27 protein-coding genes are annotated in these 26,078 nt (G+C 54.6%); 11 read left to right on the top strand and 16 right to left on the bottom strand.

Annotation, left to right across the window (positions count from 1 at the left end; translation table 11 throughout):
• Nucleotides 1-3: 3 nt before the first annotated feature.
• Nucleotides 4-636 (top strand): ABC transporter ATP-binding protein, encoded by a 633-nt coding sequence (locus RUDLU_RS0119875; protein WP_019990178.1) that lies wholly within the window; start codon nt 4-6, stop codon nt 634-636.
• On the opposite strand, the gene RUDLU_RS0119870 is transcribed toward RUDLU_RS0119875, so the two are convergent.
• Nucleotides 633-1,670 carry a sugar phosphate isomerase/epimerase family protein gene (locus RUDLU_RS0119870; RefSeq protein WP_019990177.1) on the bottom strand — a complete coding sequence of 346 codons (1,038 nt, stop codon included), beginning with the start codon at nt 1,668-1,670 and terminating at the stop codon, nt 633-635. The two genes, RUDLU_RS0119875 and RUDLU_RS0119870, sit on opposite strands and share 4 nt — an antisense overlap.
• 123 nt (nt 1,671-1,793) lie before the next feature.
• Nucleotides 1,794-2,927 (bottom strand): rhomboid family intramembrane serine protease, encoded by a 1,134-nt coding sequence (locus RUDLU_RS0119865; RefSeq protein ID WP_019990176.1) that lies wholly within the window; start codon nt 2,925-2,927, stop codon nt 1,794-1,796.
• 58 nt (nt 2,928-2,985) lie between these two features.
• Between RUDLU_RS0119865 and RUDLU_RS0119860 the strand changes: the two genes are divergently transcribed.
• Nucleotides 2,986-4,068 carry a hypothetical protein gene (locus tag RUDLU_RS0119860; RefSeq protein WP_019990175.1) on the top strand — a complete coding sequence of 361 codons (1,083 nt, stop codon included), beginning with the start codon at nt 2,986-2,988 and terminating at the stop codon, nt 4,066-4,068.
• A gap of 213 nt (nt 4,069-4,281) precedes the next feature.
• A complete protein-coding gene (locus RUDLU_RS0119855) occupies nt 4,282-5,022 on the top strand; it encodes a DUF2490 domain-containing protein (RefSeq protein WP_027303226.1) in 741 nt (246 codons plus the stop codon).
• A gap of 113 nt (nt 5,023-5,135) precedes the next feature.
• Here the strand turns inward: RUDLU_RS0119855 and RUDLU_RS0119850 are convergent, their stop codons facing one another.
• Entirely contained in the window at nt 5,136-5,693 is a 558-nt protein-coding gene (locus RUDLU_RS0119850; RefSeq protein WP_044129574.1) for a 2'-5' RNA ligase family protein, read from the bottom strand.
• A gap of 58 nt (nt 5,694-5,751) precedes the next feature.
• Nucleotides 5,752-6,195: an OsmC family protein gene (locus RUDLU_RS0119845; RefSeq protein WP_019990172.1), complete on the bottom strand. Its 444-nt coding sequence runs from the start codon at nt 6,193-6,195 to the stop codon at nt 5,752-5,754.
• 118 nt (nt 6,196-6,313) lie between these two features.
• Here RUDLU_RS0119845 and RUDLU_RS0119840 point away from each other — a divergent pair, with 118 nt between their 5' ends.
• From RUDLU_RS0119840 to metK, 5 genes are all read left to right on the top strand, one after another.
• Entirely contained in the window at nt 6,314-7,093 is a 780-nt protein-coding gene (locus tag RUDLU_RS0119840; RefSeq protein ID WP_019990171.1) for a hypothetical protein, read from the top strand.
• A gap of 115 nt (nt 7,094-7,208) precedes the next feature.
• Nucleotides 7,209-7,814, top strand: coding sequence for a hypothetical protein (locus RUDLU_RS0119835; protein WP_019990170.1), 606 nt, complete (start codon nt 7,209-7,211; stop codon nt 7,812-7,814).
• Nucleotides 7,815-7,931: 117 nt separating this feature from the next.
• Nucleotides 7,932-8,810, top strand: coding sequence for a lipoyl synthase (gene lipA / locus RUDLU_RS0119830; RefSeq protein WP_019990169.1), 879 nt, complete (start codon nt 7,932-7,934; stop codon nt 8,808-8,810).
• Nucleotides 8,811-8,970: 160 nt separating this feature from the next.
• Nucleotides 8,971-10,125 (top strand): lycopene cyclase family protein, encoded by a 1,155-nt coding sequence (locus tag RUDLU_RS0119825; RefSeq protein ID WP_019990168.1) that lies wholly within the window; start codon nt 8,971-8,973, stop codon nt 10,123-10,125.
• 93 nt (nt 10,126-10,218) lie between these two features.
• Nucleotides 10,219-11,496 carry a methionine adenosyltransferase gene (gene metK, locus RUDLU_RS0119820; RefSeq protein WP_019990167.1) on the top strand — a complete coding sequence of 426 codons (1,278 nt, stop codon included), beginning with the start codon at nt 10,219-10,221 and terminating at the stop codon, nt 11,494-11,496.
• A gap of 138 nt (nt 11,497-11,634) precedes the next feature.
• Here metK and RUDLU_RS0119815 read toward each other — a convergent pair whose 3' ends face one another.
• Nucleotides 11,635-12,012, bottom strand: coding sequence for an HPF/RaiA family ribosome-associated protein (locus RUDLU_RS0119815; RefSeq protein ID WP_019990166.1), 378 nt, complete (start codon nt 12,010-12,012; stop codon nt 11,635-11,637).
• 230 nt (nt 12,013-12,242) lie between these two features.
• On the opposite strand from RUDLU_RS0119815, the gene RUDLU_RS0119810 reads away from it, so the two are divergent.
• Nucleotides 12,243-13,025, top strand: coding sequence for a sulfite exporter TauE/SafE family protein (locus tag RUDLU_RS0119810; RefSeq protein WP_019990165.1), 783 nt, complete (start codon nt 12,243-12,245; stop codon nt 13,023-13,025).
• A gap of 40 nt (nt 13,026-13,065) precedes the next feature.
• On the opposite strand, the gene RUDLU_RS0119805 is transcribed toward RUDLU_RS0119810, so the two are convergent.
• The 5 genes from RUDLU_RS0119805 to RUDLU_RS0119785 all read right to left on the bottom strand — a co-directional run bounded on the left by RUDLU_RS0119805 (nt 13,066) and on the right by RUDLU_RS0119785 (nt 17,825).
• Complete coding sequence (locus tag RUDLU_RS0119805; protein ID WP_083940611.1) at nt 13,066-14,364, bottom strand: TolC family protein; 1,299 nt, start codon at nt 14,362-14,364, stop codon at nt 13,066-13,068.
• A gap of 103 nt (nt 14,365-14,467) precedes the next feature.
• On the bottom strand, nt 14,468-15,592 hold the full coding sequence (locus RUDLU_RS0119800; protein WP_019990163.1) for an ABC transporter permease: 1,125 nt from the start codon (nt 15,590-15,592) through the stop codon (nt 14,468-14,470).
• A 117-nt stretch (nt 15,593-15,709) separates the two neighbouring features.
• A complete protein-coding gene (locus tag RUDLU_RS0119795; RefSeq protein WP_019990162.1) occupies nt 15,710-16,666 on the bottom strand; it encodes an HlyD family secretion protein in 957 nt (318 codons plus the stop codon).
• Nucleotides 16,666-17,142, bottom strand: coding sequence for a YdeI/OmpD-associated family protein (locus RUDLU_RS0119790; RefSeq protein WP_019990161.1), 477 nt, complete (start codon nt 17,140-17,142; stop codon nt 16,666-16,668). Before RUDLU_RS0119790 ends, RUDLU_RS0119795 begins: the two co-directional genes overlap by 1 nt.
• The gene (locus tag RUDLU_RS0119785) at nt 17,139-17,825 is read right to left on the bottom strand and encodes an ABC transporter ATP-binding protein (protein WP_019990160.1); all 687 of its coding nucleotides are present in this window, start codon (nt 17,823-17,825) and stop codon (nt 17,139-17,141) included. The genes RUDLU_RS0119790 and RUDLU_RS0119785 overlap by 4 nt, the downstream gene beginning before the upstream one ends.
• Before the next feature lie 319 nt (nt 17,826-18,144).
• Between RUDLU_RS0119785 and RUDLU_RS0119780 the strand changes: the two genes are divergently transcribed.
• Together RUDLU_RS0119780 and RUDLU_RS0119775 are read left to right on the top strand one after the other, a co-directional pair.
• Complete coding sequence (locus RUDLU_RS0119780; RefSeq protein WP_019990159.1) at nt 18,145-18,861, top strand: MarR family winged helix-turn-helix transcriptional regulator; 717 nt, start codon at nt 18,145-18,147, stop codon at nt 18,859-18,861.
• A 67-nt stretch (nt 18,862-18,928) separates the two neighbouring features.
• Entirely contained in the window at nt 18,929-20,788 is a 1,860-nt protein-coding gene (locus RUDLU_RS0119775; RefSeq protein ID WP_019990158.1) for a family 43 glycosylhydrolase, read from the top strand.
• Nucleotides 20,789-20,804: 16 nt separating this feature from the next.
• Here the strand turns inward: RUDLU_RS0119775 and RUDLU_RS0119770 are convergent, their stop codons facing one another.
• The 6 genes from RUDLU_RS0119770 to RUDLU_RS0119745 all read right to left on the bottom strand — a co-directional run bounded on the left by RUDLU_RS0119770 (nt 20,805) and on the right by RUDLU_RS0119745 (nt 25,973).
• The gene (locus RUDLU_RS0119770; protein WP_019990157.1) at nt 20,805-22,196 is read right to left on the bottom strand and encodes an MATE family efflux transporter; all 1,392 of its coding nucleotides are present in this window, start codon (nt 22,194-22,196) and stop codon (nt 20,805-20,807) included.
• Nucleotides 22,197-22,297: 101 nt separating this feature from the next.
• A complete protein-coding gene (locus tag RUDLU_RS0119765) occupies nt 22,298-23,176 on the bottom strand; it encodes a bestrophin family protein (protein WP_027303225.1) in 879 nt (292 codons plus the stop codon).
• 70 nt (nt 23,177-23,246) lie between these two features.
• Nucleotides 23,247-23,921 carry a response regulator transcription factor gene (locus RUDLU_RS0119760; protein ID WP_019990155.1) on the bottom strand — a complete coding sequence of 225 codons (675 nt, stop codon included), beginning with the start codon at nt 23,919-23,921 and terminating at the stop codon, nt 23,247-23,249.
• Nucleotides 23,918-24,733 (bottom strand): sensor histidine kinase, encoded by an 816-nt coding sequence (locus tag RUDLU_RS0119755; RefSeq protein ID WP_027303224.1) that lies wholly within the window; start codon nt 24,731-24,733, stop codon nt 23,918-23,920. Before RUDLU_RS0119755 ends, RUDLU_RS0119760 begins: the two co-directional genes overlap by 4 nt.
• Nucleotides 24,697-25,365 (bottom strand): hypothetical protein, encoded by a 669-nt coding sequence (locus tag RUDLU_RS0119750; protein ID WP_027303223.1) that lies wholly within the window; start codon nt 25,363-25,365, stop codon nt 24,697-24,699. Before RUDLU_RS0119750 ends, RUDLU_RS0119755 begins: the two co-directional genes overlap by 37 nt.
• Before the next feature lie 137 nt (nt 25,366-25,502).
• Complete coding sequence (locus tag RUDLU_RS0119745; protein ID WP_019990152.1) at nt 25,503-25,973, bottom strand: hypothetical protein; 471 nt, start codon at nt 25,971-25,973, stop codon at nt 25,503-25,505.
• Nucleotides 25,974-26,078: the final 105 nt, after the last annotated feature.

The raw sequence follows: 26,078 nt of genomic DNA, 5'->3' as shown, positions 1-26,078 counted from the left end.
CTTATGCTGCTGACGATTACAAATTTTCGGAAAGTCTACCACCAAACGCCTATTCTGACGGTGCCATCGCTCCAGTTACCGGCGGGTACGTACTGGTTTCGGGGGATCAACGGGTCGGGGAAAAGCACGTTTTTGCGGACAATAGCCGGTATGCTACCGTTTACCGGTGAGATTTGGCTGAACGAACAGTACGAGATCAACCGGCACCCGGTTCCTTACCGCTTGCGGGTCAACTACGCCGAAGCCGAACCCCTGTTCCCCGATTTTCTGTCGGCCTACGACATCATTCAGTTTGTGGCAAAAGCCAAACAGGCGACCCGTACACAGGTCGCCTGTTTGGCCGAACAACTCGGCGTTGATGCATACTGGAAAACGCCCACTGGTACGTATTCGAGCGGTATGCAGAAAAAAGTGGCCCTGCTGATGGCGTTTCTGGGTCAGCCCGCGCTGATTCTGCTCGACGAACCCCTAACTACCATCGATGACCGGGCCGCCCAAACCCTGTTTGGCCTCATCCGCGAACGGCAGGCCGCAGGCGTTTCGTTTGGGTTAGCCTCACACCAGGACGTCGGGCAGTCGGCCCTGCCCATCGACCGGGTTTTTCTGGTCGAAAATGGCCAGTTGCAATCGGTTTAGCTCAGAATTTTCCGGCAAAACTCCATACATTTTTTCACCTCCGCCACGGCGTTGGAACCCGCCGGAATCTGGTATTCCAGCTCAACCGTAGCCGGAAACGTGTATTTCTGCTCGCGCATGAGGCCCAGCACCTGCGTCAGGGGCGTATCGCCCTGCCCCCAGGGGAGGTTTTTCTTGCCATTGGCAGGTCCTTGCCGGTCTTTGATGTGCATGCTCGAAATGCGGTCGTGCCGACGCTGAATCAGGCCCAGCGGGTCGGGCTGACCAGCCGCGATGTAGTGCCCTAGATCGAAGTTCATGGCGTTGCCCGGCGACTGTGCCAGGGCCGTATCCCAGAATGTAGGTGTTTGCTGTTCGTGGCCGTGGTAACCCACCCGAATCCCGTGTTTGGCCGCCATTTGACCCAGCTTGAGCGTGTGAGCGTCGTTGGCCGGGTGTTCGAGCGTCACCTGATTGGCCCCCAGCGCCTTGGCTGCGCGCATACCGTAGTCGATTTCGGCATCGGAGTTTTGCATGCCAAACGCATCGGGCTTGAAGCCATAAATGCTTACCCCGGCCGCGTTGTACATCTTCCGAACCTGCTCAAACTTGCTCATCGGCACCGACAGCCGCCATTTGGCCACTTCGGCCCGGTAGGCTTTCATTTGCGCTTCGGCTTCGGTCAGTGTTTTTTGCTCATCGTCCGTGAGGGTCTGATTCTCGCGACGCTTGCGCATCAACGGAAACACCGACCGCATATCGACCGTGTTTTTGGGCGCACCCGCAAACGACTCGGCCGGGCCACCCATCAGCTCAATCGCACTGATTCCGCTGTCGAGCACATATTTGAGGGTAGCCTCGGCACTCTGATCGGGCATATCGCGGTACGAGTACGTAATAACGCCGATCTGCACGCCGTTGATGAGCGAGCTCGACTCCCTGAGGCTCCGAATCAGGGCGGGTGCCCCAAACAGTTTTTGGCTTCCTACGATGGCTCCCGACACGAGAGCGGCCGTCGTTCCCAGAAAGCGACGGCGAGATTGAGCATGTTCCATTGGACCAGTGATAAAGGTTTGAGTCAGTTTTTACCGGCCAGCGTTCCTATTTGCCGGCCTGTTAGCAGAAAAACATCACGGCCCGGTTTTATACTGCCTCATCAATCCGGTTCTTCCGGCTGGTTAGCGGCTGGCCTTGAGTTGCTTCATCACCTCGTTGATCTGCCGCTCGGTGGCTTCGATCTGGGTATCGTACGCATGGGTAGTGTCGCGCAGTGATTTTTGCAGGAGCTGGAAGTTGTTCAGGCGTAACTGACTATACCTTTTGAGCAAGGCTGTGCGCCGGTCGAGGGACTCCGAAAGCTCCAGAGAATCGGCTTGCTGCAGGGTCCGAATGGCTTCTTGCCAGGCCGGAATACCCCGCTCGCTCAAGGCATCGGCTACGCCTTTGGCGGGCGTGTTGGGCGGCAGTTTAAACGAGTCCATTGCCTGCCGTTCCAGCTCCCCGAACCGCTCCATAATTTTCTCGTATTTGGCCATCGGGTTGTCGGTATAGGCGTACACCAGCACGGCCATGGCCAGCACCAGAGCGGCCGGAAACAGCAACGGCACGAGCGGTTGGTTGGCCGAGCGGCCCGCCCGTAACATGAACAGGTAGTAGGTGTAGCCCGTGAGCAAACCCGAGAGCAGACCACCAATATGAGCCGCATTATCGATACCGGCACTCATGCCCAGCATCAGGTTGAACCCCACAAACAGGGCAATGCTTTTGAGCATTCCGTTGCGTACTTCGGCCGGTAGCCAATTGGTGGTGAGTAAGGCCAGAAATACGCCGTACAATCCAAAAATTGCCCCGGATGCCCCCGCGCTGACAATAATGTCGTGCCACCAGAGGCTGGCTACGCTACCCATCAGACCCGTGACCACATACGTCACGCCAAACTGCACACTCCCCAGCAAGGGCTCCAGAATCGGGCCAATCTGCATCAGCGCGTACATATTGAACACCAGGTGCAGAATACCGATGTGAATAAAGCAGCAGGTGAGCAACCGCCACGGTTGACCATCGAGGGTGAGGGGGGTAAAATTGGCTCCCCAGCGAATCAGGCCCTCGCTTGAGGGTTGCATCACATCCACACCCGTCAGCGCCATCAACGCAAACAGGCCGATGTTGATCCACAGTAGAATGGGGGTTACCCGATAATCGGGCGCGGGTTTGAACAGGTCCAGGGGGCTACTGCCTGATGTTGCCTGTGCATGGTCCTGATTATCGGGCGTGCGGTTGTCGTAAGGGTCGGTTAGGTTGTCGTTTGTCATTTTTCTGTGGCTTTCAGCCGACAATGATACTATTTTTAGGCGCGCCATCCCCGCTCCCATGACTCTTTTACTCCGTACCCTGGTTGCGCCTTACTACACCCGCAATGCCGGTTTTCTCGGTGTAGTTGTTTATCTGGCCTTTGGTTTCATGCGGGCGCAGGATCACCACGCGCTTATGGCCGCCATTCTAATGTCGCCGTTTTTACTCGCCCTGACGGCAGGGCTTTGGGCTCTGTACACCCTCCGGGCCACGGTATTTGCCCGGCAACTCCTGAGTGAGCCCCCCCAACGGTTTTTGCTATCGGCCCGGCTACTGTCCCCTCCGGTGCGTTGGGCAAGCTGGGTGCTGGTATCGGTTGCTTTACTGTTTCCTGTAGAAGCTTACGCGGGTTGGATGCTTCAGCGCGGGTTTGTGCATCAGACCTGGGCCGCCAATGCCGCGCTGGTCGTTGTGGTGCTGCTGTTGGTGGGCGCGAGTGCCTGGGGGCTCAACGAACGAATCCGAACCCCCTACCCCGAACGGGCACTCCGGTTGCCGCGTTGGCGTTGGTCAATCCCATATGTTCTGTTTTACCCCTCGTTTTTAGGGCGTCATCGGCCGGTGGCTACTCTACTCTCTAAAGCGGCCTCAGTAGGCCTCCTGATGGGGGTATGCCGCCTGTACCTCACCGACGACTACGACCAACGACTCTTGTTGATTGGCCTGATGATGAGCCTGGTGGCCCATGCGCCCCTCTGCCGTGCGTTTTTCGAGTTTGAGCAAACGTGGCTCCGATGGTTACCCAACCTGCCTATCTCGCCCTGGGGCCGACTGGGTCGGTACGCGCTGACGTACGCCCTCATTTGGCTCCCCGAACTCCCGGTACTGCTGTACTATGCGCCCATAACAGTGAGCCCGGCTTACATGGGTATGCTGTGGATCACTGGCCTCGGCTGGCTCCTGTTTTTCCACACATTTGCCTACCGCCCCCGCTGGAATCCTGACCGCTGGCAGCAACAATTGTTCAGCGGGTTTCTGGCCGGGTTATTCCTCATTATGTTTGGCATACCGGCTTTGGGTTGGTTGTTCATGGCCCTTTGCCTCACTGGCTGGCAATTTCTGCGAGCTACGCCCTGGCTGCGCGATATTAATCCGGTGTAAACCTACTCTTTCGGCCCCTCTTTTAGACAGCTTTGGGCGATTCTCCTAATAATCCCGGTTTTAGATAGACTTTAATAGCTATAATCTATTGATTTTATAGCTTAAAATACCGTTTTATATTGCGCCCTTATTCACCAAAAATAAGCGGGATTCCCCCAATCGATCGTCTTGATTGGGGCCCTGGCTATCCGTTCACCCTACTTCATGTCCCATATGCGGCAGTTATTCCTGATTACGTTGTTTTTTCTCACCTCGTTTCTGGCTCAGGCGCAGGTTCAGAAACGGGTTACAGACGAAGAACAGGCCTGGGTCGGCTACCTGAATCAGACCCGACTCACCAACAAAACAGGCCTTTGGGCCGAGGTACACCTCCGCCGGACCGACTTTCTGCAACGCTGGAATCAGCAGCTGCTCCGGGCGGGCCTCACGTATTACGCAGCCGACAATATCCGACTGACTGCGGGTTATGCTTTCATCAGCTCGTACCTGTCGCCAAGTGGGGTTATTCGCCCCGAACATCGTCCGTGGCAGCAAATCTGGTGGTCGGGCCATGCTGGCAAATTCTTTCTGACCCAGTGGGTACGGGCCGAGCAGCGATTCAACCACCGGGTGCAGGGCGATCAGTTGGCCGATGGGTATGGATTCAACTGGCGAATGCGCTACAATCTGCTCCTGCAAATGCCCCTGGCCGGTAAAACCATTCGGCCGGGCGTGGTGAACGCGGTGGTTCAGAACGAACTTTTTGTCAATGCAGGCAAACAGATCACCTACAACTATTTCGACCAGAACCGCTTTTTTGTAGGGTTATCGTACCCCATTCGCAAGAACCTGATTTTGCAGGGCGGCTACATGAATTTGTATCAGCAAACAGCCGCTGGCAATAGCTTTGTGAATAATCACGTAGCGCGTCTGTTTCTCTTTCATACCCTTGATTTACGCGCCCCGGCCGAGTAAATAACGCTCAAGACTATCTGCAAAAAAGCCGTCGGTCCGGGAAGTTGATCCCCAGACTGACGGCTTTTCATGGATGGGCATGACCTACTGCTGCCCAGAGCAACGCAACCTCGCTAGTTGTTACTGAGCGACCATTGCTCCACAACGTCCCAGGTTGAGCCGTTGTGTTTGAGCATACATATAGCGTCGGCCGTAAACGACCGGTCGTACGGTTGCTCAGCAAAATAGGCCCACGCTTCGGGGAAGGCAGGCCGTTTCAGGTCTTTGAATGCCACAGTCATGTGCGGGCGGAAAGGCCGATACTCCGGCTCAATCCCCAAATGATAGTGTGCGTACAACTCCAGGTTTTTTTGTAAACTCGTCAGGTACTCATTGGGGGCAACATCCACAAAAATCACCCGCTGATCGAACCGGTCGAAGCCCTTAAGCTGAATATCAATCGGCGATTGCTGAGCGGCAAATTCGTGCAAAATTGAAAAATCAGTTCGACTACTCCGAAATGGAGGTAACAAGGTGATATGGGGCGGAGCCGTGAGGGCATGACCCGTTTTGAAACGTTCCAGCGCCTGTTGCTTAAATGCCGTCACTTCGTCCTGAATCGTCGACGGCGGCAGTACCGCCAATAGGTACGTGCTACTGGGAGGTTCCAGTTTACGAGTTTGCTTTTTCATACGTCAAGAATTAACTAATCAAATCCTAATCCACTAAGTAATTAATTCGCAAAAGTGTTCAAACGGGTTGGGCAGTAGCCCACCGAATGGTCACCTCCTGCCGTAAATCAGGGTGCAGACTAATGGCCACCGGGCAGGTATGGGCAATGCGTTCGAGCCGGGCGCGGGTTTCGTCGTCGGGCATAAAAGGACCATCGGCGTTCTCGGCCCGCAGGGTCAGATCGACCTGGATAGCCGCAATCCGGCGGGGCGGCTCAGCGCTCATTACCTTCGTTACATCCATCGAACTCCCTTTCAGTTCAATCCCATCCCGACGGGCAAAAATGGCCATTGTTGTCAGAATACAAGTCCCTAAAGCGTTGGCCACCAAATCGGTAGGCGAAAAGGCCTCACCCCGACCCTGATTGTCGGTAGGCGCATCGGTATGGATACGTGTACCAGACTGTACATGTGTGCATTCGGTGCGTAGATCGCCCGTATAATCAATGTGAATCGTTGGCATAATTCATCGCGTTTCCCCTCAAACATAAAACGGTTAACATCGTTAACCTAAAAGCAAATGGACATTTTATTGTAAACTGCTCTTTTCTTTTTATTTTTAGTTCCTGAAACTCACGGTCATGCAACGCTTATACAAATTTTTAGGTGTAGGATTAGTCTCTTCTCTGCTGCTGGCAGGGCCGAGCTATGCACAGATGCAGCAGTCCGCCGACGCCGAAGATGAACCATACAAGTCCGTGACCACCTTCGGCGTAACAACCAACACCAACTCGGGGCTTTTAGGCGGTTTTGCGTTCCGGCAAAGCAAACGCCTTTCTGAGACCTTTCTGGGACGGCCGCAGTACCGCTACTTAGCTGTAGAAATTGTGAATGTAAAGCACCCGAAAGAGGTGCAACAAGCCGTAAATTTTACAGGTTCACGGTTTACGTACGGCAAAGAAAACTACCTCTTTGTGGTACGCCCGCAGTACGGACGCGAAATCTCTTTGTTTGAACGCAGCGCCGACGAAGGTATCTCAATCAACGCCATCTTTGCCGTTGGGCCTTCATTGGGTATCGTAAAGCCCTACTACGTCACGATCAGCGAAAGCGGCAACCGCACCCGTACGGTGCCCGCTTCTTCACTCTACGGCACGGGTGGCCAACCGGGCACAGGGGCGTTGCCCACCGGTTCGGGCGGTCTGTTTCGGGGCTTCGGTGAGTCGAAGTTTACGGCAGGTGCCAACGTGAAAGCGGCTGTCAATTTTGAATTGAGCGCATTCCGCAACAATACCACAGGGATCGAAATCGGTTTTCTGGCCGAACTGTTCCCCAGCCCTATCTCCATCATGGCCGGAGCCGATAAGCGGGCGTTCTTCTCATCAGGCTACGCTACCTTGTTTTTTGGATCAAAGAAATAAACAACTATTTCCGGATAGAAAAGCGGAACCTCAGCCGGGGCTCCGCTTTTTGTTTTCTCAGCCTGCGATTTAGCAACCGGCGTCGGAAAGACCTCTGGATTACTAACTTAGCGGTATGAAAGGGAAAGGGTGTTTATCAATTTTTGTGCTGGCATTGGTAGTGGGCATAGTTGGGGCGGTGATCCGGTTTTATGGAGGCAAATTTATCGATCAGTACACCCAGCCGTGGGCGTACAGCCAAACCGAACCCTTACTGGTGGGCACCTGGCAGGGCGTATTTCGCGATCCCGACGGGGTTTCAAAAACCCTGAACTTACGAATCGACGTGCCCCTGACCGACGATGAACGGCTGGCCCGAACTAGCCGGAAGTCGCGCCGACGTCGTAAGGACAAACGGGCCTTCGATGGGGTAGCCACCGTAAGCAGCCGACTCGGACGGGAAGTTTACGAGCTAAACGGGACCGTTGACCGGACCAACGACCATCAGTTCAGTCTCGATTTCACCACGCAGGATGGCAAATACCCCGTAACACCCAACTTTTATATCAACGATACCGAAAGCAGCGACAATCAGTGGCGTGCCGATCAGATGCGACTGACGCTCCGTTTTGCGTACATTCGGCCGGGAGGCTCGTCGTTTTACAGCAGTAGCGACCCGCGTTTCAAGAAGACGGTTTCGCTGGAACTCAGGCGGGTGGAGCCGGCTCAGCCAAACCCGTAAAATGAGGCCGCCGAGAAGAGATTCCGCTTGCCCCAACAGATGGGGGTTTTGGGTGGGCATTCCGAACTTTAGCCCGTAGATTTGCATTCTGTAAAAAACACCGAACGAGGTCGTACCATGATCGAACTACCCGTTATCCCCTCCACCGAGCAACGCAAAAAGCGGCCCGACTGGCTGCGCGTGAAGTTGCCGGTTGGCCCCGAATACGCCAAAGTCCGCAAACTTGTCGATACTTATAAGCTCCATACCATCTGCGAATCAGGCAACTGCCCCAACATGGGCGAGTGCTGGGGCGCCGGCACGGCAACCTTCATGATTCTGGGAAATGTGTGTACCCGGAGCTGTACCTTTTGCGCCGTGGCCACCGGTCGGCCCAACGAATACGATACCGACGAACCCCGGCGCGTAGCCGAGGCCATCGTTTTGATGAAAGTCAAACATGCCGTGATTACCTCCGTAAACCGCGATGAGTTGAAAGACCGCGGGGCCGAAATCTGGTACCAAACCGTGCGGGCGGTGAAAGAAGCCTCGCCCACTACAACCATCGAAACGCTCATTCCTGATGTAAAAAGCAACTGGGATGCGCTCATTCGGATGATTGAGGCCGGTCAGGAGGTGGTGTCGCACAACATGGAAACGGTGGAGCGGCTCTACCGGCGCGTGCGGCCGCAAGCCCGCTACGAGCGTAGCCTGGAGCAGATTCGGCGGACCAAAGAGTACGGCCAACGCACCAAAACCGGCATTATGCTCGGCCTGGGCGAAACCACCGACGAAGTGCACAAGGCCATGGATGACCTGGCCGAAAACGGACTGGACATCCTGACGCTGGGTCAGTACCTGCAGCCCACCAAGATGCACCACGAGGTGATCGAATGGATTACGCCCGAGCAGTTTGACCGCTACCGCGAAGAAGGCCTGCGCCGGGGTCTCAAGTACGTAGAGTCGGGACCGTTGGTACGGTCGAGCTACCACGCCGAACGGCACGTGCTGGTGTAGGGCGGGGTTAACCGCCGGGTGCCCCCGGTCCTATTCTGCCGCGATGGCATCTTTCAAAACAAGATGCCATCGCGGCAGAACGCAAACAAGTTACAGAACGTATAGTTATACGGTAAAGCCCTGTCGGCAATCGGCGGGGCTTTAGTGTGTCATCAACCCGATGAAAAAATACGACTTCATCATTGCAGGCGGTGGCATGGCTGGGTTGAGTATGGCCTATTACCTGACTCAATCGCCCCTGCGCGACCGCTCCATTTTACTGCTCGACCGCGAATCAAAAAACCGTAACGACCGTACCTGGTGTTTTTGGGAACGGGGCGAGGGCCCGTTTGAGTCGATTCTGTTTCGTAACTGGAACCGAGTCGAGTTTCATGGTACTACGCTTTCGGGTTTGCTGAATATTGGCGATTACCGCTACAAAATGCTGCGGGGTATTGATTTTTATGCCCACATTCAGGAGCATCTGTCCCGGTTTCCGAATATCGAAATCAGGCAGGCTACTATTAACCGCATCAAAGAAACCGCTCAGGGTGGATTTGTCATTGCCGACGATGAGCCCCTCATTGCCGACTACGTGTTCGATAGCACCTTTGCGCTCAAACTCGACGACCCCGACAACCACAACCTGTTGCAACATTTCAAAGGGTGGGTCATTCGGACAGAGAAGCCCTGTTTCAACGTCGATCAGCCCCGGATGATGGATTTTCGGGTGGCCCAGCACGGCGACTGCCGGTTTGTGTACGTTCTGCCTTTCGATGCGCAGACGGCCCTGATTGAGTTTACCCTGTTCAACGAAACCCTGCTGACCGATGCCGATTACGAGGCCGCTTTGGCCCAGTACATTTCCCAGCATTTAGACACCGGCACGTACCAGATCTGCGAAACCGAGTTTGGTGTGATTCCGATGTCGGACGTATCTACGCAGGAAAACCCATCGGAGCATATTGTCCGAATCGGTACAGCAGGCGGGCATACCAAGGCTTCAACGGGCTACACCTTTCAGCGCACCCAGCGCTACCTCCGGGAGCTGGTGCAGAACCTCGCTCAGACCGGAAAACCGTTCCGTCAAAAGTCGTGGCTCAAGAGCCGCTTCAAGCTCTACGACAGCATTTTTCTGAATGTACTTCAGAAGCACCGCTACCCCGCCGACGATATGTTTACGCTACTGTACGAGCACAACAGCCCGGCGCAGGTTTTTAAGTTTCTGGACGAAGACACCAGCTTTGGCGAAGACCTACGGGTAATGTGGTCGATGCCGAAAGGCCCCTTTACGGTAGCTCTGTTTGACGTATTGCGCCGGAAGTTACTGAGCTAACGTCTCCTGAAACGGGCAACTCGCCAGTACGGTACGGTTTTTGAACGCTAAACTCTTACTTTTGTGCTTTAAAACTACGTTCAGACCGACAATATGCCGTATCTGTTTACCTCCGAATCCGTTTCGGAAGGACACCCCGATAAAGTCGCCGATCAGATCTCGGACGCGCTGATTGATAATTTCCTTGCCTACGATCCGTCGAGTAAGGTGGCTTGCGAGACCCTCGTAACCACAGGTCAGGTAGTGCTGGCCGGTGAGATCAAAACCGAAACCTACCTCGACGTTCAGAAAATTACCCGCGAGGTGATCCGCCGAATCGGCTACACCAAGAGCGAATACATGTTTGAGGCAAACTCGTGCGGTATTTTCTCCGCCCTGCACGATCAGTCGGCCGACATTAATCAGGGGGTTGATCGGGCTGTAGCTAATGACGATTTCGAGACCAAAGCCAATGCGCAGGGTGCCGGTGATCAGGGTATGATGTTTGGCTACGCCACCAACGAGACCGAAAACTTCATGCCGCTACCGCTCGACCTCTCGCACAAAATTCTGCAGGAGCTGTCGGATATTCGGAACAACCACGCGGATCTGATTCCGTACCTCCGCCCCGACGCCAAGTCGCAGGTGACGATTGAGTACTCAGACGACGACCGGCCCGTTCGGATCGACACCATCGTGGTTTCAACGCAGCACGACGATTTCGACTCTGACGAAGCGATGCTGGCCAAAATCCGGGAAGACATCATCAACATCGTGATTCCGCGGGTGAAGGCCAAGCTGAAGCCCGAACTTCAGGCTTTGTTTACGGGCGATATCACCTATTACATCAACCCCACGGGTAAGTTTGTGATTGGTGGCCCCCACGGCGATACCGGCCTGACGGGCCGTAAGATCATCGTAGATACCTACGGCGGCAAAGGCGCACACGGCGGTGGTGCTTTCTCAGGCAAAGACCCCTCGAAAGTTGACCGTTCGGCAGCATATGCCACGCGTCACATTGCCAAAAACATGGTGGCAGCGGGTCTGTGCGATCAGGTACTGGTTCAGGTGTCGTACGCTATCGGGGTGGCCAAACCCTGCGGCTTATACGTGAACACGTACGGCACGGCCAAAGTCGATATGACCGACGGCGAGATTGCCCGCCAGATTGAGTCGATCTTCGACATGCGTCCCTACGCGATTGAGCAACGCCTGAAACTCCGCAACCCGATTTATTCGGAAACGGCTGCTTACGGCCACATGGGTCGCAAAAACGAAGTGGTTACCAAAACATTCGGCTCCAACGGCTCCACCAAGCAGGTTGAGGTTGAACTCTTCACCTGGGAGAAGCTCGATTTTGTTGATAAAATCAAAGAAGCGTTTGGGGTGTAAAATGGATAGTGTAAAATGGTTAATGAATAATGAAAACAGAATTAGTTGCCGCTGAGCATTATTCATCAATCATTATTCATTAAAAAAGCCGCCAACTCAAGGGAGTCGGCGGCTTTTTACGTTAGGAGATATAAGGTATTAATCGTCTAAATCAACTTCGACGGGTTCGTCCATTTTCATGCGCTCTTTGGCCTGCGCAATGGTTGAACTCGAAAAGTCGTTGCGTTTCTCTTTGCAACGAACCAATTTATCTTTGAGCACCTCCAACACGCGGTCGGTGGCGCTTTCAAACGTCTTATCGTGTTCTTTCACGAAGAGCTCTTTGCCCGGAATGAGCAGCCGCACCTCCATGACTTTTTCTTTCACTTTGTTGGTTTCCGACCCGTCGAGTTTCAGAAACACCTCACCACTGATAATGCGGTCGTGGAAAGTGTCTAACTTGTTCAGCTTCGCCTGGATGAAATCGAGCAGGCTACGGTCGGCCGTAAAGTGCACAGCATGAATTTGAAGTCTCATAGTGTCACACGGTTTGTTTAAAGGGTGAAACCTAAACTAATGGACTATCTAAGTTTGTCGATTTTGGTATTCGAGTCAATAGGTACGCAGAATTATCCAAACCTGTTCCACGGGTAGGCACCCGAAAGTGAGTCTAAGCGGCTGACTCGGTCCTGTTTTGCTCTTGATGTGAAACATTTACGAAAGCAAAGTTCCTCGTAAAGTATAATTTTGGCCTTTTGTCGTCGCGTATGCCCGAGTTTACAACCCTTTTTTTGCTTTGTTTGACGGCCCTGACGGCCGGTTTTATCGACTCCGTAGTGGGCGGTGGGGGTCTGGTTCAGATCCCCGCCCTCTTTCTGCTTTTCCCCCATTTTCCGGTACCGCGGGTCATTGGCACCAACCGGTTTTCGTCGTTTATGGGCACGGGTGTAGCGGCCTGGCAATATGTTCAGCGGGTGGCCGTGCCGTGGCCTATTGTGCTGTGGGCGGCCGTAGCGGCCAGTATTTGTTCGTTTCTGGGCGCGCGGCTGTCGAGCCTGCTACCGGGTGCCGTGCTGAAACCCATCATGCTGGTTTTGATGACAGGCATCGCCATCTATACCTATCGTAACAAAACACTGGGACAGGAAGAAAACCTGCGGATAGCCCCCGACAAGCTACCGTGGCTGGCCGGGGCACTGGGTGGAGCCATCGGGTTTTACAACGGCTTTGTGGGGCCGGGCACAGGTAGTCTGTTGGTATTCGGGTTTGTGAGTTTACTCGGCTTCGACTTCCTACGGGCCTCGGCACAGGCCAAAATCATCAACGTCGTAGCCGATGTATCGTCGCTTATTTTCTTCATTACGAACGGCTACGTCACCTACGAACTCGCCATCCCGATGATGCTCTGCAACATGGCCGGGTCGTTTATCGGGAGCCGCATGGCCATCGGGCGCGGGTCGGCATTTATCCGGGCGCTGTTTCTGATAGTCGTATTTGGGCTGATTGCCCGGTTTGGCTACGAGGTGGTGAGGGATTGGGGTGGCTGGTGAGCCCCCACTATTAGCCAAACGATCTATACAATCTTTCCAATCACAAACTCCCCAACGCTTTCCGGACCTGCAGTTGCCCCAGCAGTACGTCGTAAACCGCCCGGAGGTAATTGTTCTCGGCTTGCTGGACCGCGTACTCGCTGTTGCGGAAATCGGCCAGCAGAAGCGTACCGGCATCGAACCGCACCCGGTCAATAGCCAGAATACGCTGCGCCTGTTCAATGTTCTTCCGGGTTTCGGTCAGGTTCTCGCGGGCTTGTTCGAGAGTATTGCGGGCCGCGCGGGTTTCGTAGTCGAAATCGTTGCGGAGCCGTTGTAGCGTATTCTGGTTGATTTGCGCCCTCGTTACATACTCCTGCCGGTTCAGGCGAGTTTGCCGACCATCGAAAAGCGGAACATTGACCCGCAGGCCCACGTAATTGTACGGGAACCACGTGCCCGACGCAAACGGATTGAATGTATCAGCAAGCTGTTGGGCGGCATACGCGCCGTAAGCCGACACCACGGGCAACAGCCGGGCCTGTTCTTTTCGTTCGTTCAGGAGGTTCAGCTGTCGGCTCAGGTCTTCCTGCCGCAGTTCGATACGCTCATTTGTGGTGCGTTCATCAGCCTGAAACTGGGTAAACAGAGCCGTTAGTGAGTCGGCCGGTTCCACCGCATTCGGGCTATTGATCCGGTAGCGCAGGTTGTCGAGGCTGAGGGCGTAATCCCGCCCGTCGTTCCGCAGAGTTAATTCCGCATTGCTCAGGTCGAGCACAAACCGATTGTAGTCTGACTCGAGCAAGGTGCCCGCCTGTAGGCGCGTTTTGGCCTGATCGAGGTACGTCTGCGCCCGCATCCGCGCCTGTTCCGAGAGCCGTTTTTTCTCCCGATTAAATACCGCCTGATAATACGCTTCGGTCACCTGTTGCCGCACATCTACGTTCAGCCGTTCGAGCGTGGCCTGCTGGCTTTCTACGTTCAGCCGATTGATGTCGCGTTCTACCCGGCTTTGGGCGTCGTACACCTTCTGCTCGGCCTGCACATTCAGCAAGTTATTGATGGGCGTACCAAACCGAAGGACAATATCCTGATTATTGGCGAACGGCGCGTTTTTGATCACGCTGCGCTGTATTTGGGTATTCCAGCGAAGGTCGGCCCCGGCATTGAGCTGCGGTTGCCACCGCGCCCGCCGGCGGGCCTCGTCACTACCCGAGAGCTGCACCTGAAGCTGCCCATTGGTCAGTTCGAGCCGGTTGGCTTGTGCCTGTTTCAACGCTTCTGGCAGCGAGATGGGCGACTGTCCAAAGAGCGAAAGAGTGAAAGAGTGAAAGAACAAAAGGAAACCAAGGAGTCTCATAATGGTAATTGGTAGTTCCGTAGAGACGCAACAACTTGCGTCTCCAGACCGGATGGTTTTTTCTTGCCGGATGGGGAGACGCAACATCTTGCGTCTCAACCAATCATCCCCTAAACACAGTTGCCGGTTCCAGTGAATTGATTCGACGAATGGCAAACACACTCCCGCCCAGCGAAATGAGAATGGTCACGGCAAACAGGGCAAAATCGAACCAGCCGGGGAAATAAAACAATGTACCCGACTGGGCAATCCCGTACCGAAACCCTTCGACCAGCCCCCGACCCACCACAAAACCGACCACGGCAAACAAAAAGGCCTGCATCAGAATCAGACGGCTGATGTAGCCGTTGGTGGCCCCAATGGCTTTCAGCGTGCCATAATCCTTGATCCGGTCGATAGCGGCCGAGTAAAGCGTAAGGCCAATAATGACCAGTCCCGAAATGATGGCGAAACCAATCAGGCTCCCAAACGAAGCCGCAATGCCGTTGGTAGCCAGCACCGTGCGGACGGTGGTTTCGGAGAGGGCATCAGCATTCCAGGCCCGCACGCCGTTGATGCTCTGGTTGATCGCCTGAATAACCGACGCTTCGGTGACGCCCGGTTTGTGCTTCACCAGATAAAAGCTGACTTTATTGGTCGATACGTTGCCGAGATAGCGGGCGCGTTCGATGGTTGTAAAGGCGAGTAATCCCCCACCGAACGACCGGGCTCCGCGCGTCAGGCCCGCGTTGTACACCTTTTTACCGTTGACCTCAAAGTAATCGCCCGGTTTGAGCCCCCCGTGAGCTTTGGCGTCGTAAAAGTCGGTGATGATGGCGCCATCGGGGAGCATATCCTGCGGTTTGGCCGTGTAGAGCCGCCACGGGCCACCCACAAAGCCGGGTGCCTGCGAGCCAATAAGGGCCAGCCCGCTCGTTTTACCATTGGCAAACTTGGCGCCTACGGTGGCCACCACCACCGGGTACACCCGTTCGACACCCGGCAGCGAAGCTATCTCATTGCCTTTGCGGGTATCGAGCAGGCTCAGTTGATTGGCGTTGGTGGTCGTTTCATCCGTCACCCAGATGTAGCCTTTGTTGTTGTCCACAATGCTACGCATGGCGTCGGTGAGGAAGATAAACAGACCGGCCTGTTGGCCCACCAGAAACACCGAAATCACAATACCCGCCAATGCTCCCAATGACTTGGCCTTGTCGTAACGGATGAATTTGTAAGCTGTCCTGAACATAGTTTTTGGGACACAGAGATGCACAGAGAAAAACAGAGATACACAGAGGATTTTATTCTGCGCCTATATTCTCTGTGTATCTCCGTATCCCTTCGTGAATCTCTGTGTCATAAAAAATCACTTTACACTAATCACACACTCCACCCGTGCGCCGATAATTACCTTGCCAGGGTCGTCTAACTGTACCCTAACCTCGCGCACGCGCCGGTCTTCGAGGTTAGCGGTATTGTCGGCGAAGAGCGATTTTTTACGGAGGTATGGCGAGGCCAGTACCACCGTGCCTGTGCTCAGGCGCTCGTCGCTTCCCTGCGGCCGGACATAGGCTTTTTGCCCCACTTTGACCTTAAGGGCAAAGAGTTCGTCGACCTCTGTAATAGCCACCAGGGGGCCTGCGGGGGCAAACTCCCCGATCGACTGGTTATTGGACAGGTATTGACCCACTTTGGCATCCAGACTCAGCAAGGTTCCTGAGGTTGGGGCTTTTACCGTTTTGAGACCCGCCACGGTATTGGCGTATTGAATATCGGCCCGGAGCGATGCCACCTGCCCCTGCGCCTGCCGCACCTGTGCCTCAGCCGCCCGAATCTGCTGTTGCAGGTTCTGTACGGCGTAGCGCGAGTCGTCGAGGTCTTTTGGGGTAAGGGCTTTCCCGGCGAAAAGGGTCTCGTTGCGTTTCAGATCGGCCTGGGCTTTTTCGAGCTGCACGCGGAGCGTCTGCACGTTCTGGCGGGCCGTTTCGATAGCGTCCTGCTGGGTTTTTATCTTCACGTTGGCCTGCTGTAGCTGAGCGGTTTCCACGGCATTGTCCATCGTCAGAATTACCTGCCCTTTTTGAACCTGATCGCCTACGTTAACGTTTATGGCTCGAATCAGACCACCGGTCTCGGCTGAGAGTTGCGAAATCCGGGCGGCTGGTTCGATAATAGCAATACCTACCACTTCGTCGATCTGTTTGGGTGTCTGTACCGTTCGGACGGAATCCTGTGTTTGGGTCGACTTCTCGTTTTTCCCACCACAGGCACCTAAAGCAATGGCTATTAAGCCAAAGAGTATCGGTCGTTGTGCTGCATTCATTATTTCAAAATTTTTCGGGGGTCAGTTTGTCCAATTTGTAAAGCTCTGGCAACGCGCAGCGCCCGCTCAATTCGCTTGTCGGTCGATTTAACCGCTGTCACCAAATAAATCAGGCTACGTTGCCGGCCGGGTGTAAGGCTTTGGAAAACTTCATAGGCCTCGGGGTCGGTAGCCAGCACTTCGGCCAGTTCGTCCGGCATCTCACATTGAAAGTCAGAGGTGTCGGGCGTGAGTGTTACGGTCACCGAGCTGCCAGTTGTGATGCCAGCTATGGCCCGAGCCTGCTTGTTCAGAATAATGTAATAGCCACCAACGGCCCGAGGGAGCAAGGCTGCGTGATAGAGCTGACCACCGTTGAGTTGGTAACAGCAACGCTTGCCGTGGTCTTTGAGCCAGCCCAGGGCGATCTCGTTCGGGATGTCGGCAACCTGCATGGCGCCCGGAACAACACTAATGGTAGTTTGGAAAGTGGTCATAGTTCTGAAGGGTTATCCAGTTCGCGGACAAAGCCATTATCTACTTCCACGATGCGGTGGGCGTATTCTTTCAGGCGGGGGTCGTGGGTCACTACCGCCACTGACTTGCCACCGTCGGCCAGCGTGCGAAGTTCGCGCATGACCACCCCCAGCGAGTCTTTATCGAGCGCAGCCGTTGGTTCATCGCACAGGACCAGTTTTGGGTTAGTGACCAGCGCACGGGCAATAGCAATGCGTTGCTGCTGCCCACCCGAAAGCTGCTTGGGCAGGTTTTTCCGGCGGTCGGTCATTCCAACGGTTTTAAGCGCCTGCTCGGTGCGGTCGCGGGCTTCGGTACTACCCACGCCCTGCAACTGAAGGGGCATCATCACGTTTTCTTCAGCCGTGAGGGGAGCCAGCAGGTTGAAGTTCTGAAACACAAAGCCGATGGTGTCGAGCCGGAGCCGGGCAAGGGCCGTTTCTTTCAACTGGTTTACATGTTGCCCATTGACCCATAAATCGCCGTAGCTGGGGTAAATAACACAGCCCAGCAGGGAGAGCAGGGTGGTTTTTCCAGACCCCGACGGCCCAATAATGAGCATCAACTCACCTTCATTCAGTTGTAAGGTAGTCGGTTGTAGGGCAACAATCGTTTGGTCGCCGGTGCGGTATTCTTTGCCCGCGCCTTTCAATTCCGCAATCATACCGGTTCGGTTGGCATTGGTTGGGTTTGTACACTCAAGATCGGATCATAACGCGCAGCAAAAACTATGAATTCATAGCTACTACCTCATCGCTTTGCAATATTACTACGGATCCGTAGTTTTTGTTCTACCAAGCACATTAAAATTTTATTTTCGTAGTAATTTTATGGTTAAACAAGCTGTTTAGTATTATATCATAGTAAGTAGTCAGACAGAATTAAATGTAAAATGAATAGTGTAGAATGTACAATGAGATAGCTGATTATCAACAGGTAACACAATTGTTCATTATACATTTTACATTGTTCATTCACTTAAAATGGATAAAGGAGAAGCTAACGTAATTGAGCTGGTCAATGCCTGGGCCCGCTACAGCGCAGACACGCCGAATGCCGACCTGCCCGGGTTCTGCCTGCACTATCTGACGGAGCACGCAAGCCTATCGACCGGAGAAACCACCGAAGACATACCCGATCAGGACGGCCTCATCCATAAGCAGTGGCTCGAAAGTATGACCGGACAGATCTACCGCTCGCCGGTACCGGTTCAGGTAGAGGCCCGGCTGGGGGCTCTGGTGGGGCGCTTGGGCAAGTATGCTTATTTCTACTCCAAGAAGGCTATGCAACCCTTCGATTTCCGGTCGATTGAGGAGCCCGTGTACCTGATTGCCCTCATGCAGATGGGCACCCCCAAAAAAAGTGAGTTGATTTACGAGATGATGGCGGAGTTTGCCTCAGGCACCGACGTAATAAACCGGCTCATCCGAATGGGGTATATTGAGGAGTTCCCCGACGAACAGGACCGCCGGTCGAGACGGCTGAAAATCACGCCGGAGGGGCTGAAAACGATTCAGCAGGCCATGCCCGTGATGAACCGCGTGGGGGCCGTGGCCTACAGCTCGCTCACCGATGGCGAGAAAGCCTTACTGACCCAAATTCTGGACAAGCTCGATCATTATCACGCCGAACATTTCCGCCAAAGCCGAAATGCCGATTTCGACGAGGTGTATGACCGAATGGTGGGAAGCCGGGATTAGACACGTAAATTACGGCACGAACCCCAAGACACCTCCACCGGACTCCGGCAATAAAACCTTATTCTGAATGCGTAGCCTATTCTTGTTGCTGTTCGGATGCAGCACGGCGCTGGCTCAGGTAGCGCCCTTAGCTCCGCTCACCAACCCCTCGGGCGAACGGACCGCCCAAACGTACTGCAACCCGATGGACATCAGCTATCGGTACAACTTTGAGCAGCTAAACGAGCGAATTTCGTACCGGTCGGGTGCCGACCCGGTTATTATCAACCACAAAAAAGGGAATAATCCCGGCGAGTATTACCTCTTTGTGACCATTCAGGGGGGCTGGTGGCACTCCAAAGACCTGGTCAACTGGCGCTACGTGGTACCCGACAAGTGGCCCATGGAAGATATGTGTGCCCCGGCGGCACTGTCGGTGCGCGACACGCTCTACCTGTTTCAGAGTACCTTCGAGCAGCGGCCCATTTTCATCTCAACAGAGCCCGAAAAAGGCAAACTAACGTTTTATAACCGCTGGCTACCACGCTTACCCAAAGATATTGGCCCCTGGGACCCGGCCCTGTTTCACGACCCCGACACCGACAAGTGGTACATGTACTGGGGCTCTTCAAACGTGTACCCCCTGTTTGGAGCTGAGCTCGACAAGAGTCGTAACCTGACCTACGCGGGCAACAATCCGGCCGAAGCATACAAGGCTATGTTCTGGCTTGATCCGTACAAACACGGCTGGGAGAGGTTCGGGCCCAACCACTCCGACCCGTTCAAACCGTTTACCGAGGGTGCCTGGATGACCAAGTATAACGGTAAATACTACCTGCAATATGGCGCGCCCGGCACCGAATACAACGTGTACGGTAACGGAACCTACGTGGGCAAAAGTCCGCTCGGGCCGTTTGAGTATGCTCCTTACAACCCCGTAGCCTATAAGCCGGGAGGCTACGCCACAGGCTGCGGGCACGGCAACACATTTCTCGACAATTTTGGCAACTACTGGAACACCGGCACCACCTGGATTGGGGTAAACTGGGGCATGGAACGCCGGATTGTAATGAACCCGGCCGGTTTTGATAAAGACGACCAAATGTATGTGAACACTCGGTTTGGGGATTTCCCGCACCGGTTGGCCGACAAAAAATGGGGCAGCCTACAGGGACAGGCCCCCGATGAGTCGTTTACGGGCTGGATGTTGCTGAACTACAAAAAGCCGGTACGGGCCTCCTCAACGCTGGCAACGGCCCCCACCGACACCGTAACCGCCGATCGGGTGGCCGACGAAAATCCGCGCACGTTTTGGGTAGCGGGCCAAAACCGCCCCGGCGAAACGCTCACCACCGACCTCGGTTCCGAGCACGACATTCGGGCGGTGCAGGTCAACTACTTTGATTACAAGCTCGCCATCTTCGACTCCGATTCGACGGTTTACACGCAGTTTAAAATCCTGACTTCGACCGACGGCAAAAACTGGGAAACCGTAGCCGACCTGACCAGGGAGCCTAAAAAAGATCACACCTGCGCCTACGTCGAAATTCCGCTCCGAACCAATGGCAAACCCGTGCGGGCACGGTATGTACGCTACGAACACGTGTACACAGCCGGCAAGCACCTATCTATTAACGGATTCCGGGTATTTGGCAATGGACTCGGTAAAGCTCCGGCCACCCCGACCATGACCGCCAAACGCCAGAAAGACGAACGAAATGCTGACCTGACCTGGACTAAAGTGCCCGGTGCCGTTGGGTACAACGTTCGCTGGGGTATTGCCCCCGACAAACTCTACCAGACCTACCAGTTCTGGCACGACCATCCCGGTAGCTTTGAGTTACGTGCTCTCAACGTAGGCGTGCCCTACTACTTCGCCATCGAAGCGTTCAACGAAAACGGGGTGTCGACACTCAGCCCGGTGGTTAGCAGCGATTCTGGACGGTAGACCCGGGGACTCCGGTTTAGGAGCGGGTGCGCAGAATGGTATCGTCGCTGAAAAACCGATCGCGACGATACCATAAGAACAACCCCAGGCCCAGCAGCAACAGCACTTCGGCCAGAGGACGGGCCAGCCAAACGCCGTTGAGGTGCATTCCCAGCGGCTCCGGCAACACGAGCAGCAACAAAGCAATCAGCAGGAATCCGCGAACCACGTTGGTCAACGTCGACAGCGTAGCCTGGCCAATTATCTGGATGTACATGACCAGCACGTAGTTGGGGCCGGTAGCCGCAAACAGGATAAACGACAGCATAATGGCGCGGGTAGCCACCTGCTTAAACTCGTCGGACTCATCGGCCGAAACGATATTGATGAGCAAATCGGACCCGAAAAAGCCAATCAAATACACCCCCACCCCCACCATGAAGGTGAAAAGCAACGCAAACCGGAGGGTTTCGATGACCCGGTGCGGCTGGCGAGCGCCAATATTGTATGCCATAATGGGCTGAATAGCGAGCATAGCAGCCGTAAACAGACGTAGGAAAAGATTGCTCAACAGGTTTACCACCCCAAACGCCGACACCGCCAATGCGCCGTACGGCAGCAGGCTCCGGTTGATTAGAAAGAACCCAAACGCTACCGATACTTCTGACACAAACGACGGAAAGCCGAGCCGGAACAGTTCGGGCCATTCGGTAAACCGAAGACCCAACCGAAACCGGCGCAGGCTCAAATGTCCCTTGCGCCGTTCGATGGCCACCGCCAGATACACCACCGCAACCAGCAGCGCCAGACCAGTAGCAATGGCCGCCCCGGCCACCCCGTACGGGAATACAACCACCAGAACCAGGTCGAGCACAATGTTCAGGATGGCCGCCAGCACCGTGGCATTCTTCGTGATGCCGGGCGCATTGTCGTTCGATAGAAAGCCTCCCCACAATACCCGAATCAGAAAAAAAGGCGTAAACAGGAGATTCCAGTACGTGCATTCGGTGGTGTACTGAACCATGATGGGCGATTGACCGGCCGCGAGCCAGCTGACCAATGGCCCCGTAATCCAGGGGGTGCTCAGGGCCGCCACCGTGCCCACCCCTAACACCAGCGTGGTAGCTACCTCAAAAACGTGCCGGGCCTCGGCCAGTCGGCCACCCCCTACGTGCCGGGCAAACAAAATCCCTCCGCCGATCATGATACTGAGCACAAACGCAATAAACAGCAACAGCACCGGCGTGTAGAGCCCAATGGCACCCAGAGCCTCTTTACCGACCTGCTGCCCCAGAATAATGCCGTTAATGACCTGATGGGCCGCAATAGACGCCATGCTGATCAGGCTGGGCACGTAAAACCGAAAAAAAAGCCGTTGTACCGGCGCGGTTCCTAAGTCGTTGCGGGATGTTGTTTCGGTGTTTGGCATAACGAAGAGGGTAGACGCGACACATCGCGTCTGAACATAAAACTGGTCTGCACAAAAAATACGTAGAGACGCAACACCTCGCGTCTCGCTCACCAGAGGCATCAGAGCAGCTCTGACACAGCCTTGCGAATGTTGGCCGCCATCTGATCGGTGGGCAGGTCGTTGGCATCGTTACCGAAGGGGTCTTCTATCTCCTCGGCAATCAGTTCAAGACTGGCGAGCACATAGAACACAAATACCACCACCGGCACCACCCAGTAATGTAGCGACAGCACATACCCAAACGGCAGGGTAAGGCAGTACACCGCAATGAATTTTTTCAGAAACGACGAATACGAAAACGGAATCGGGGTAGTATGTATCCGTTCGCAAATGCCACAGATATCGGTAAAGGACGTAAACTCATCGTTGAGCACCAGCAAATGCTCGGGCCTGAATGTACCCCGCCCGTACAGTTCGTCCATTTTCCCAAAGAGCCGCATGGCCATCTGATTGGGCTGATGCCGGTCGGGGGCTACGCTGTGGGGGTCGAAACCGGGGCAAGCGGTCCACTCCTCAGGTCGATGGCGACCGCGCAGGTGGTTCTTCAGAGCAACCGCGTAATTGGGAATCATAGCCCGAAAAAACTGCCGCGACTCGGTATCGGCCGGGTCGAGAATGTGGGCCAGCTTGAGGGCCAGGTTTCGGGAGTTGTTGGTGAGGGCTCCCCAGGCTTTGCGGCCCTCCCACCAGCGGTCATAGGCCGTGTTGGTTCGGAAAACGAGCAGCATCGAAATCACAAAACCCAGCAACGAGTGCATGATGGCGATGTTTTTCAGGTCGGAGTCTGGACCAGGATGCACATACTCGATGACCACGTAGGCAACCAGCGCACAGTAGGCCGCCATTGCCGCCAATACGGGGCTCAGTTTCCGAATGGTATCGGCCTTGTGGATCGAGAAAATGAACCGGAGCCAGTCTTTGGGGTCGTATTCAATCATGGAGAAAAAGGTGGACAGCCCTGCAAACATGAACCATCCCGCTCAATTTCCCCAACATACGGGCGTTTTTTTACAGCAGGATGGAGGGGTCGACCAGGTTGTTTTTAATAGCAAACAACACCAATCCGGCCGTATTGCGCGCACCGGTTTTTTCGAGCAAACTGGCCCGGTGCCCGTCGATGGTACGAATGCTGACACACAGCTTTTCGGCTATTTCGGGGGCCGTTTGCTGCTGGCAAATGAGGTTTAGCACCTCCAGTTCGCGGGCCGTCAGGGTAGCGGGCAAATCATCGGTCAGCAACCGCCGGGGCTTGCGGGTATTGAGCCGGTTACGCATGGCCGACAAGAACGCTTCGTTGAAGTACACGTCTTTTTCGACCACCGTCCGTATAGCCCGCTCCACCTCGGCCGGCTCCACATTTTTGAACAGATACGCACTCACGCCCAAGTCCATCAGGTGTGTTACAAACCGGTCTTCGCTGTAAACGGACAGAATAATGACCCGAATATCGGGGTACTGTTTGTGCAGTAGTTTGGTGGTTTCTACGCCGTTTAGTTCCGGCATCGACAGGTCGAGCAGCACCACCTCGGGCTGGGGGTCGGCCGTAGCGAGGCCGTCGAGCAAAGCCCGGCCGTTGTCGGCTTCGAGCACGACCCGAATGTCCTGAAAATCATTGATGATCGAAACCATGCCCTTTCTGAAGAGCACCTGATCGTCGGCAATGGCTACATGAATGGGTTTCATAGCGTTGATGAAAGTGCAGTTGGCTGAGGAATACGGACCGTTACGTGCAGGCCTGCACCCGGCCGGGTCACAAACGTAGCCGATCCGTTGAGCATCTGGGCGCGGGTTTCGATGTTTTTCAGACCGAGGCTTTTCTTCTGGTACGCCGTCGAAAAGTCGAACCCTTTGCCGTTGTCGTTATACTCGAGCAGGAGCCCATCGGCCTGTTGGCTCAGTTGCAGGTTCAGCTCAGTAGCCTCAGCGTGTTTCACGGCATTGTTGAGCAACTCCTGCACCAACCGGTACAGAATAAGGCTGGTACGCGTTTCTACAGCTATCTCTTCGTCTACCGTCAGTCGAATATCCACATCCACGAGATTCATGGCCGTTTCGCAAAGCCCCTCCAGAGCGTAGGCCAGTCCCAATTCATTGAGCCCCTGCGGCAACAGATCGTTCGAGATGCGTCGAACGTTGTCGATCGTATTGTCGATAACTCCTTTCACTTTGCCGCTCAACTCGGCGGGGGGGGTGCCGGGCGCGGCCGTTTGGCCAATCTGCCCCACCAGCAACCGCATGGCCGACAGAGCCGCGCCGACTTCGTCGTGCAGGTCACGGGCAACCCGCTTGCGCTCGTCTTCCACGGCATCGAGGGTTTGGTACACTACCGCCTGCTGGTAGTTCAGCTCCATCTGTTTCACTAGCAACTCCTGCTCCACAATGCGTTTCTGGTACAGCAGAATGAATCCGACCACGCCCACGACCAACAGAATCATGGCCGCCGACCCACCCACCAATATCAATATGAGATCAACCGACTCCTGGGACTGAGCCATAAACCAATGCTGATAAAAATGTGCAGTAAGATGATCACACCGACGTGAAGGTAGTTTGACAGCAGCACAAACGACGAACCCGCCGATTTGATGAAGGCATTACGGAGCATAAACAGGAACAGTACCCCGGCGAAGTACAGCAGGAAACCCGTATTGATCCAGAACACGGGCGACGTTTCGAGCCGGGTTGTGCGGAGTTCGGCCAGCATCTGGTAGTACGCCAGGAGCGCCATCCCGATCACGAGCAGACACTCCAGTACGAGCGTGTAGGTGTGAATACCCGTTACCACCTGAATGTACAGCGTGTTGATGATGGCAAACCCCGAAAAGAACACCATTACGGCGGGAATGAGCCAACGCGGCACAAAGGAACCGAATACCTGCCGGTAAAATAGCGCAATGGCATTGAACTCGATGAAGGTGTACCCATGAAACAGGGCCAGGTTATTGATGTGCAGGTAGCGCGATGTGACTTTCGAGATGATTTCGCCCAGAGTTGCCGTTGCAATAAACAGGCTGATGGAACGTAAACCGGGGCTCAGTGTGCGCCACCGCAGCAAAAGCACCAATGTTGAAATACCGAGCAGAGCACTTCCGTACTTAAGAAACCAATACGTAAACGTTTCACCCATAAACACCTTCAAATTAACGGATTAACAAAAACCAAAACTGTACTGGACCTTCGAACTTCAGGCACTGGACGCTAGACTTACTACCTTTAGATAGGAAGGTCTAACGTCTAATGTCCAGTACTGAGACTACTTTATACTTACCGGCAACCCGCGCCCGGCGGCCCCACAAACAAGGGACTTTCGGGATCGCAGTTGGGTGGGCACAGGGATGAAAAGTCGAATACGTAGTAGTTTTCTTCCGACAGTCTGCGCTCGGTTTCTACGGTCCCGATCAGATCAATAATATCGTCAGGATTCTTATCCTGCACATCGGGCTGAACATCGCCCCGGCGGGCTGCCGACACCAGCACCAGGCAGGCCTCCAGTGAGCCAGGGGCCTCCGCAACTGGCTTGCGCCCTACGTACATGCGGATATACTCGGTATCGTACTGACTCAGAATTTCGATAAACTCCTTTTTACGGACCAGAAAAGCGCGCATATCAGTCGGGCTCAGATTCGGGTCTTTTCGGGGATCGGCCCCAATCCAGTTTTCGGCGTATTGCTGAGCGGTTTCGAGCGGAATCGCAAACGGTTCCTGATGATCAGGGGCCTTCGGAGCTGAGTGCATGATTGAAAGTAGGGTCAATGGACAAAAAACTGGACTAAGTACGGGTTAAGTACCCGTAAAAACACCTGTTTTAGCAAAATACGCATAAATACGCCCCATAAGCCC

Source organism: Rudanella lutea DSM 19387 (genome assembly GCF_000383955.1).
Taxonomy (GTDB): Bacteria; Bacteroidota; Bacteroidia; order Cytophagales; family Spirosomataceae; genus Rudanella; species Rudanella lutea.
This window is presented reverse-complemented; position numbering and strand designations above follow the sequence as displayed.

Excerpts from the sequence above, each read along its gene's own strand:
- RUDLU_RS0119875 (WP_019990178.1), top strand. The coding sequence starts at position 4 with ATGCTGCTGACGATTACAAATTTTCGGAAAGTCTACCACCAAACGCCT.
- RUDLU_RS0119870 (WP_019990177.1), bottom strand. The coding sequence starts at position 1,670 with ATGGAACATGCTCAATCTCGCCGTCGCTTTCTGGGAACGACGGCCGCT.
- RUDLU_RS0119865 (WP_019990176.1), bottom strand. The coding sequence starts at position 2,927 with ATGACAAACGACAACCTAACCGACCCTTACGACAACCGCACGCCCGAT.
- RUDLU_RS0119860 (WP_019990175.1), top strand. The coding sequence starts at position 2,986 with ATGACTCTTTTACTCCGTACCCTGGTTGCGCCTTACTACACCCGCAAT.
- RUDLU_RS0119855 (WP_027303226.1), top strand. The coding sequence starts at position 4,282 with ATGCGGCAGTTATTCCTGATTACGTTGTTTTTTCTCACCTCGTTTCTG.
- RUDLU_RS0119850 (WP_044129574.1), bottom strand. The coding sequence starts at position 5,693 with ATGAAAAAGCAAACTCGTAAACTGGAACCTCCCAGTAGCACGTACCTA.
- RUDLU_RS0119845 (WP_019990172.1), bottom strand. The coding sequence starts at position 6,195 with ATGCCAACGATTCACATTGATTATACGGGCGATCTACGCACCGAATGC.
- RUDLU_RS0119840 (WP_019990171.1), top strand. The coding sequence starts at position 6,314 with ATGCAACGCTTATACAAATTTTTAGGTGTAGGATTAGTCTCTTCTCTG.
- RUDLU_RS0119835 (WP_019990170.1), top strand. The coding sequence starts at position 7,209 with ATGAAAGGGAAAGGGTGTTTATCAATTTTTGTGCTGGCATTGGTAGTG.
- lipA (WP_019990169.1), top strand. The coding sequence starts at position 7,932 with ATGATCGAACTACCCGTTATCCCCTCCACCGAGCAACGCAAAAAGCGG.
- RUDLU_RS0119825 (WP_019990168.1), top strand. The coding sequence starts at position 8,971 with ATGAAAAAATACGACTTCATCATTGCAGGCGGTGGCATGGCTGGGTTG.
- metK (WP_019990167.1), top strand. The coding sequence starts at position 10,219 with ATGCCGTATCTGTTTACCTCCGAATCCGTTTCGGAAGGACACCCCGAT.
- RUDLU_RS0119815 (WP_019990166.1), bottom strand. The coding sequence starts at position 12,012 with ATGAGACTTCAAATTCATGCTGTGCACTTTACGGCCGACCGTAGCCTG.
- RUDLU_RS0119810 (WP_019990165.1), top strand. The coding sequence starts at position 12,243 with ATGCCCGAGTTTACAACCCTTTTTTTGCTTTGTTTGACGGCCCTGACG.
- RUDLU_RS0119805 (WP_083940611.1), bottom strand. The coding sequence starts at position 14,364 with ATGAGACTCCTTGGTTTCCTTTTGTTCTTTCACTCTTTCACTCTTTCG.
- RUDLU_RS0119800 (WP_019990163.1), bottom strand. The coding sequence starts at position 15,592 with ATGTTCAGGACAGCTTACAAATTCATCCGTTACGACAAGGCCAAGTCA.
- RUDLU_RS0119795 (WP_019990162.1), bottom strand. The coding sequence starts at position 16,666 with ATGAATGCAGCACAACGACCGATACTCTTTGGCTTAATAGCCATTGCT.
- RUDLU_RS0119790 (WP_019990161.1), bottom strand. The coding sequence starts at position 17,142 with ATGACCACTTTCCAAACTACCATTAGTGTTGTTCCGGGCGCCATGCAG.
- RUDLU_RS0119785 (WP_019990160.1), bottom strand. The coding sequence starts at position 17,825 with ATGATTGCGGAATTGAAAGGCGCGGGCAAAGAATACCGCACCGGCGAC.
- RUDLU_RS0119780 (WP_019990159.1), top strand. The coding sequence starts at position 18,145 with ATGGATAAAGGAGAAGCTAACGTAATTGAGCTGGTCAATGCCTGGGCC.
- RUDLU_RS0119775 (WP_019990158.1), top strand. The coding sequence starts at position 18,929 with ATGCGTAGCCTATTCTTGTTGCTGTTCGGATGCAGCACGGCGCTGGCT.
- RUDLU_RS0119770 (WP_019990157.1), bottom strand. The coding sequence starts at position 22,196 with ATGCCAAACACCGAAACAACATCCCGCAACGACTTAGGAACCGCGCCG.
- RUDLU_RS0119765 (WP_027303225.1), bottom strand. The coding sequence starts at position 23,176 with ATGATTGAATACGACCCCAAAGACTGGCTCCGGTTCATTTTCTCGATC.
- RUDLU_RS0119760 (WP_019990155.1), bottom strand. The coding sequence starts at position 23,921 with ATGAAACCCATTCATGTAGCCATTGCCGACGATCAGGTGCTCTTCAGA.
- RUDLU_RS0119755 (WP_027303224.1), bottom strand. The coding sequence starts at position 24,733 with ATGGCTCAGTCCCAGGAGTCGGTTGATCTCATATTGATATTGGTGGGT.
- RUDLU_RS0119750 (WP_027303223.1), bottom strand. The coding sequence starts at position 25,365 with ATGGGTGAAACGTTTACGTATTGGTTTCTTAAGTACGGAAGTGCTCTG.
- RUDLU_RS0119745 (WP_019990152.1), bottom strand. The coding sequence starts at position 25,973 with ATGCACTCAGCTCCGAAGGCCCCTGATCATCAGGAACCGTTTGCGATT.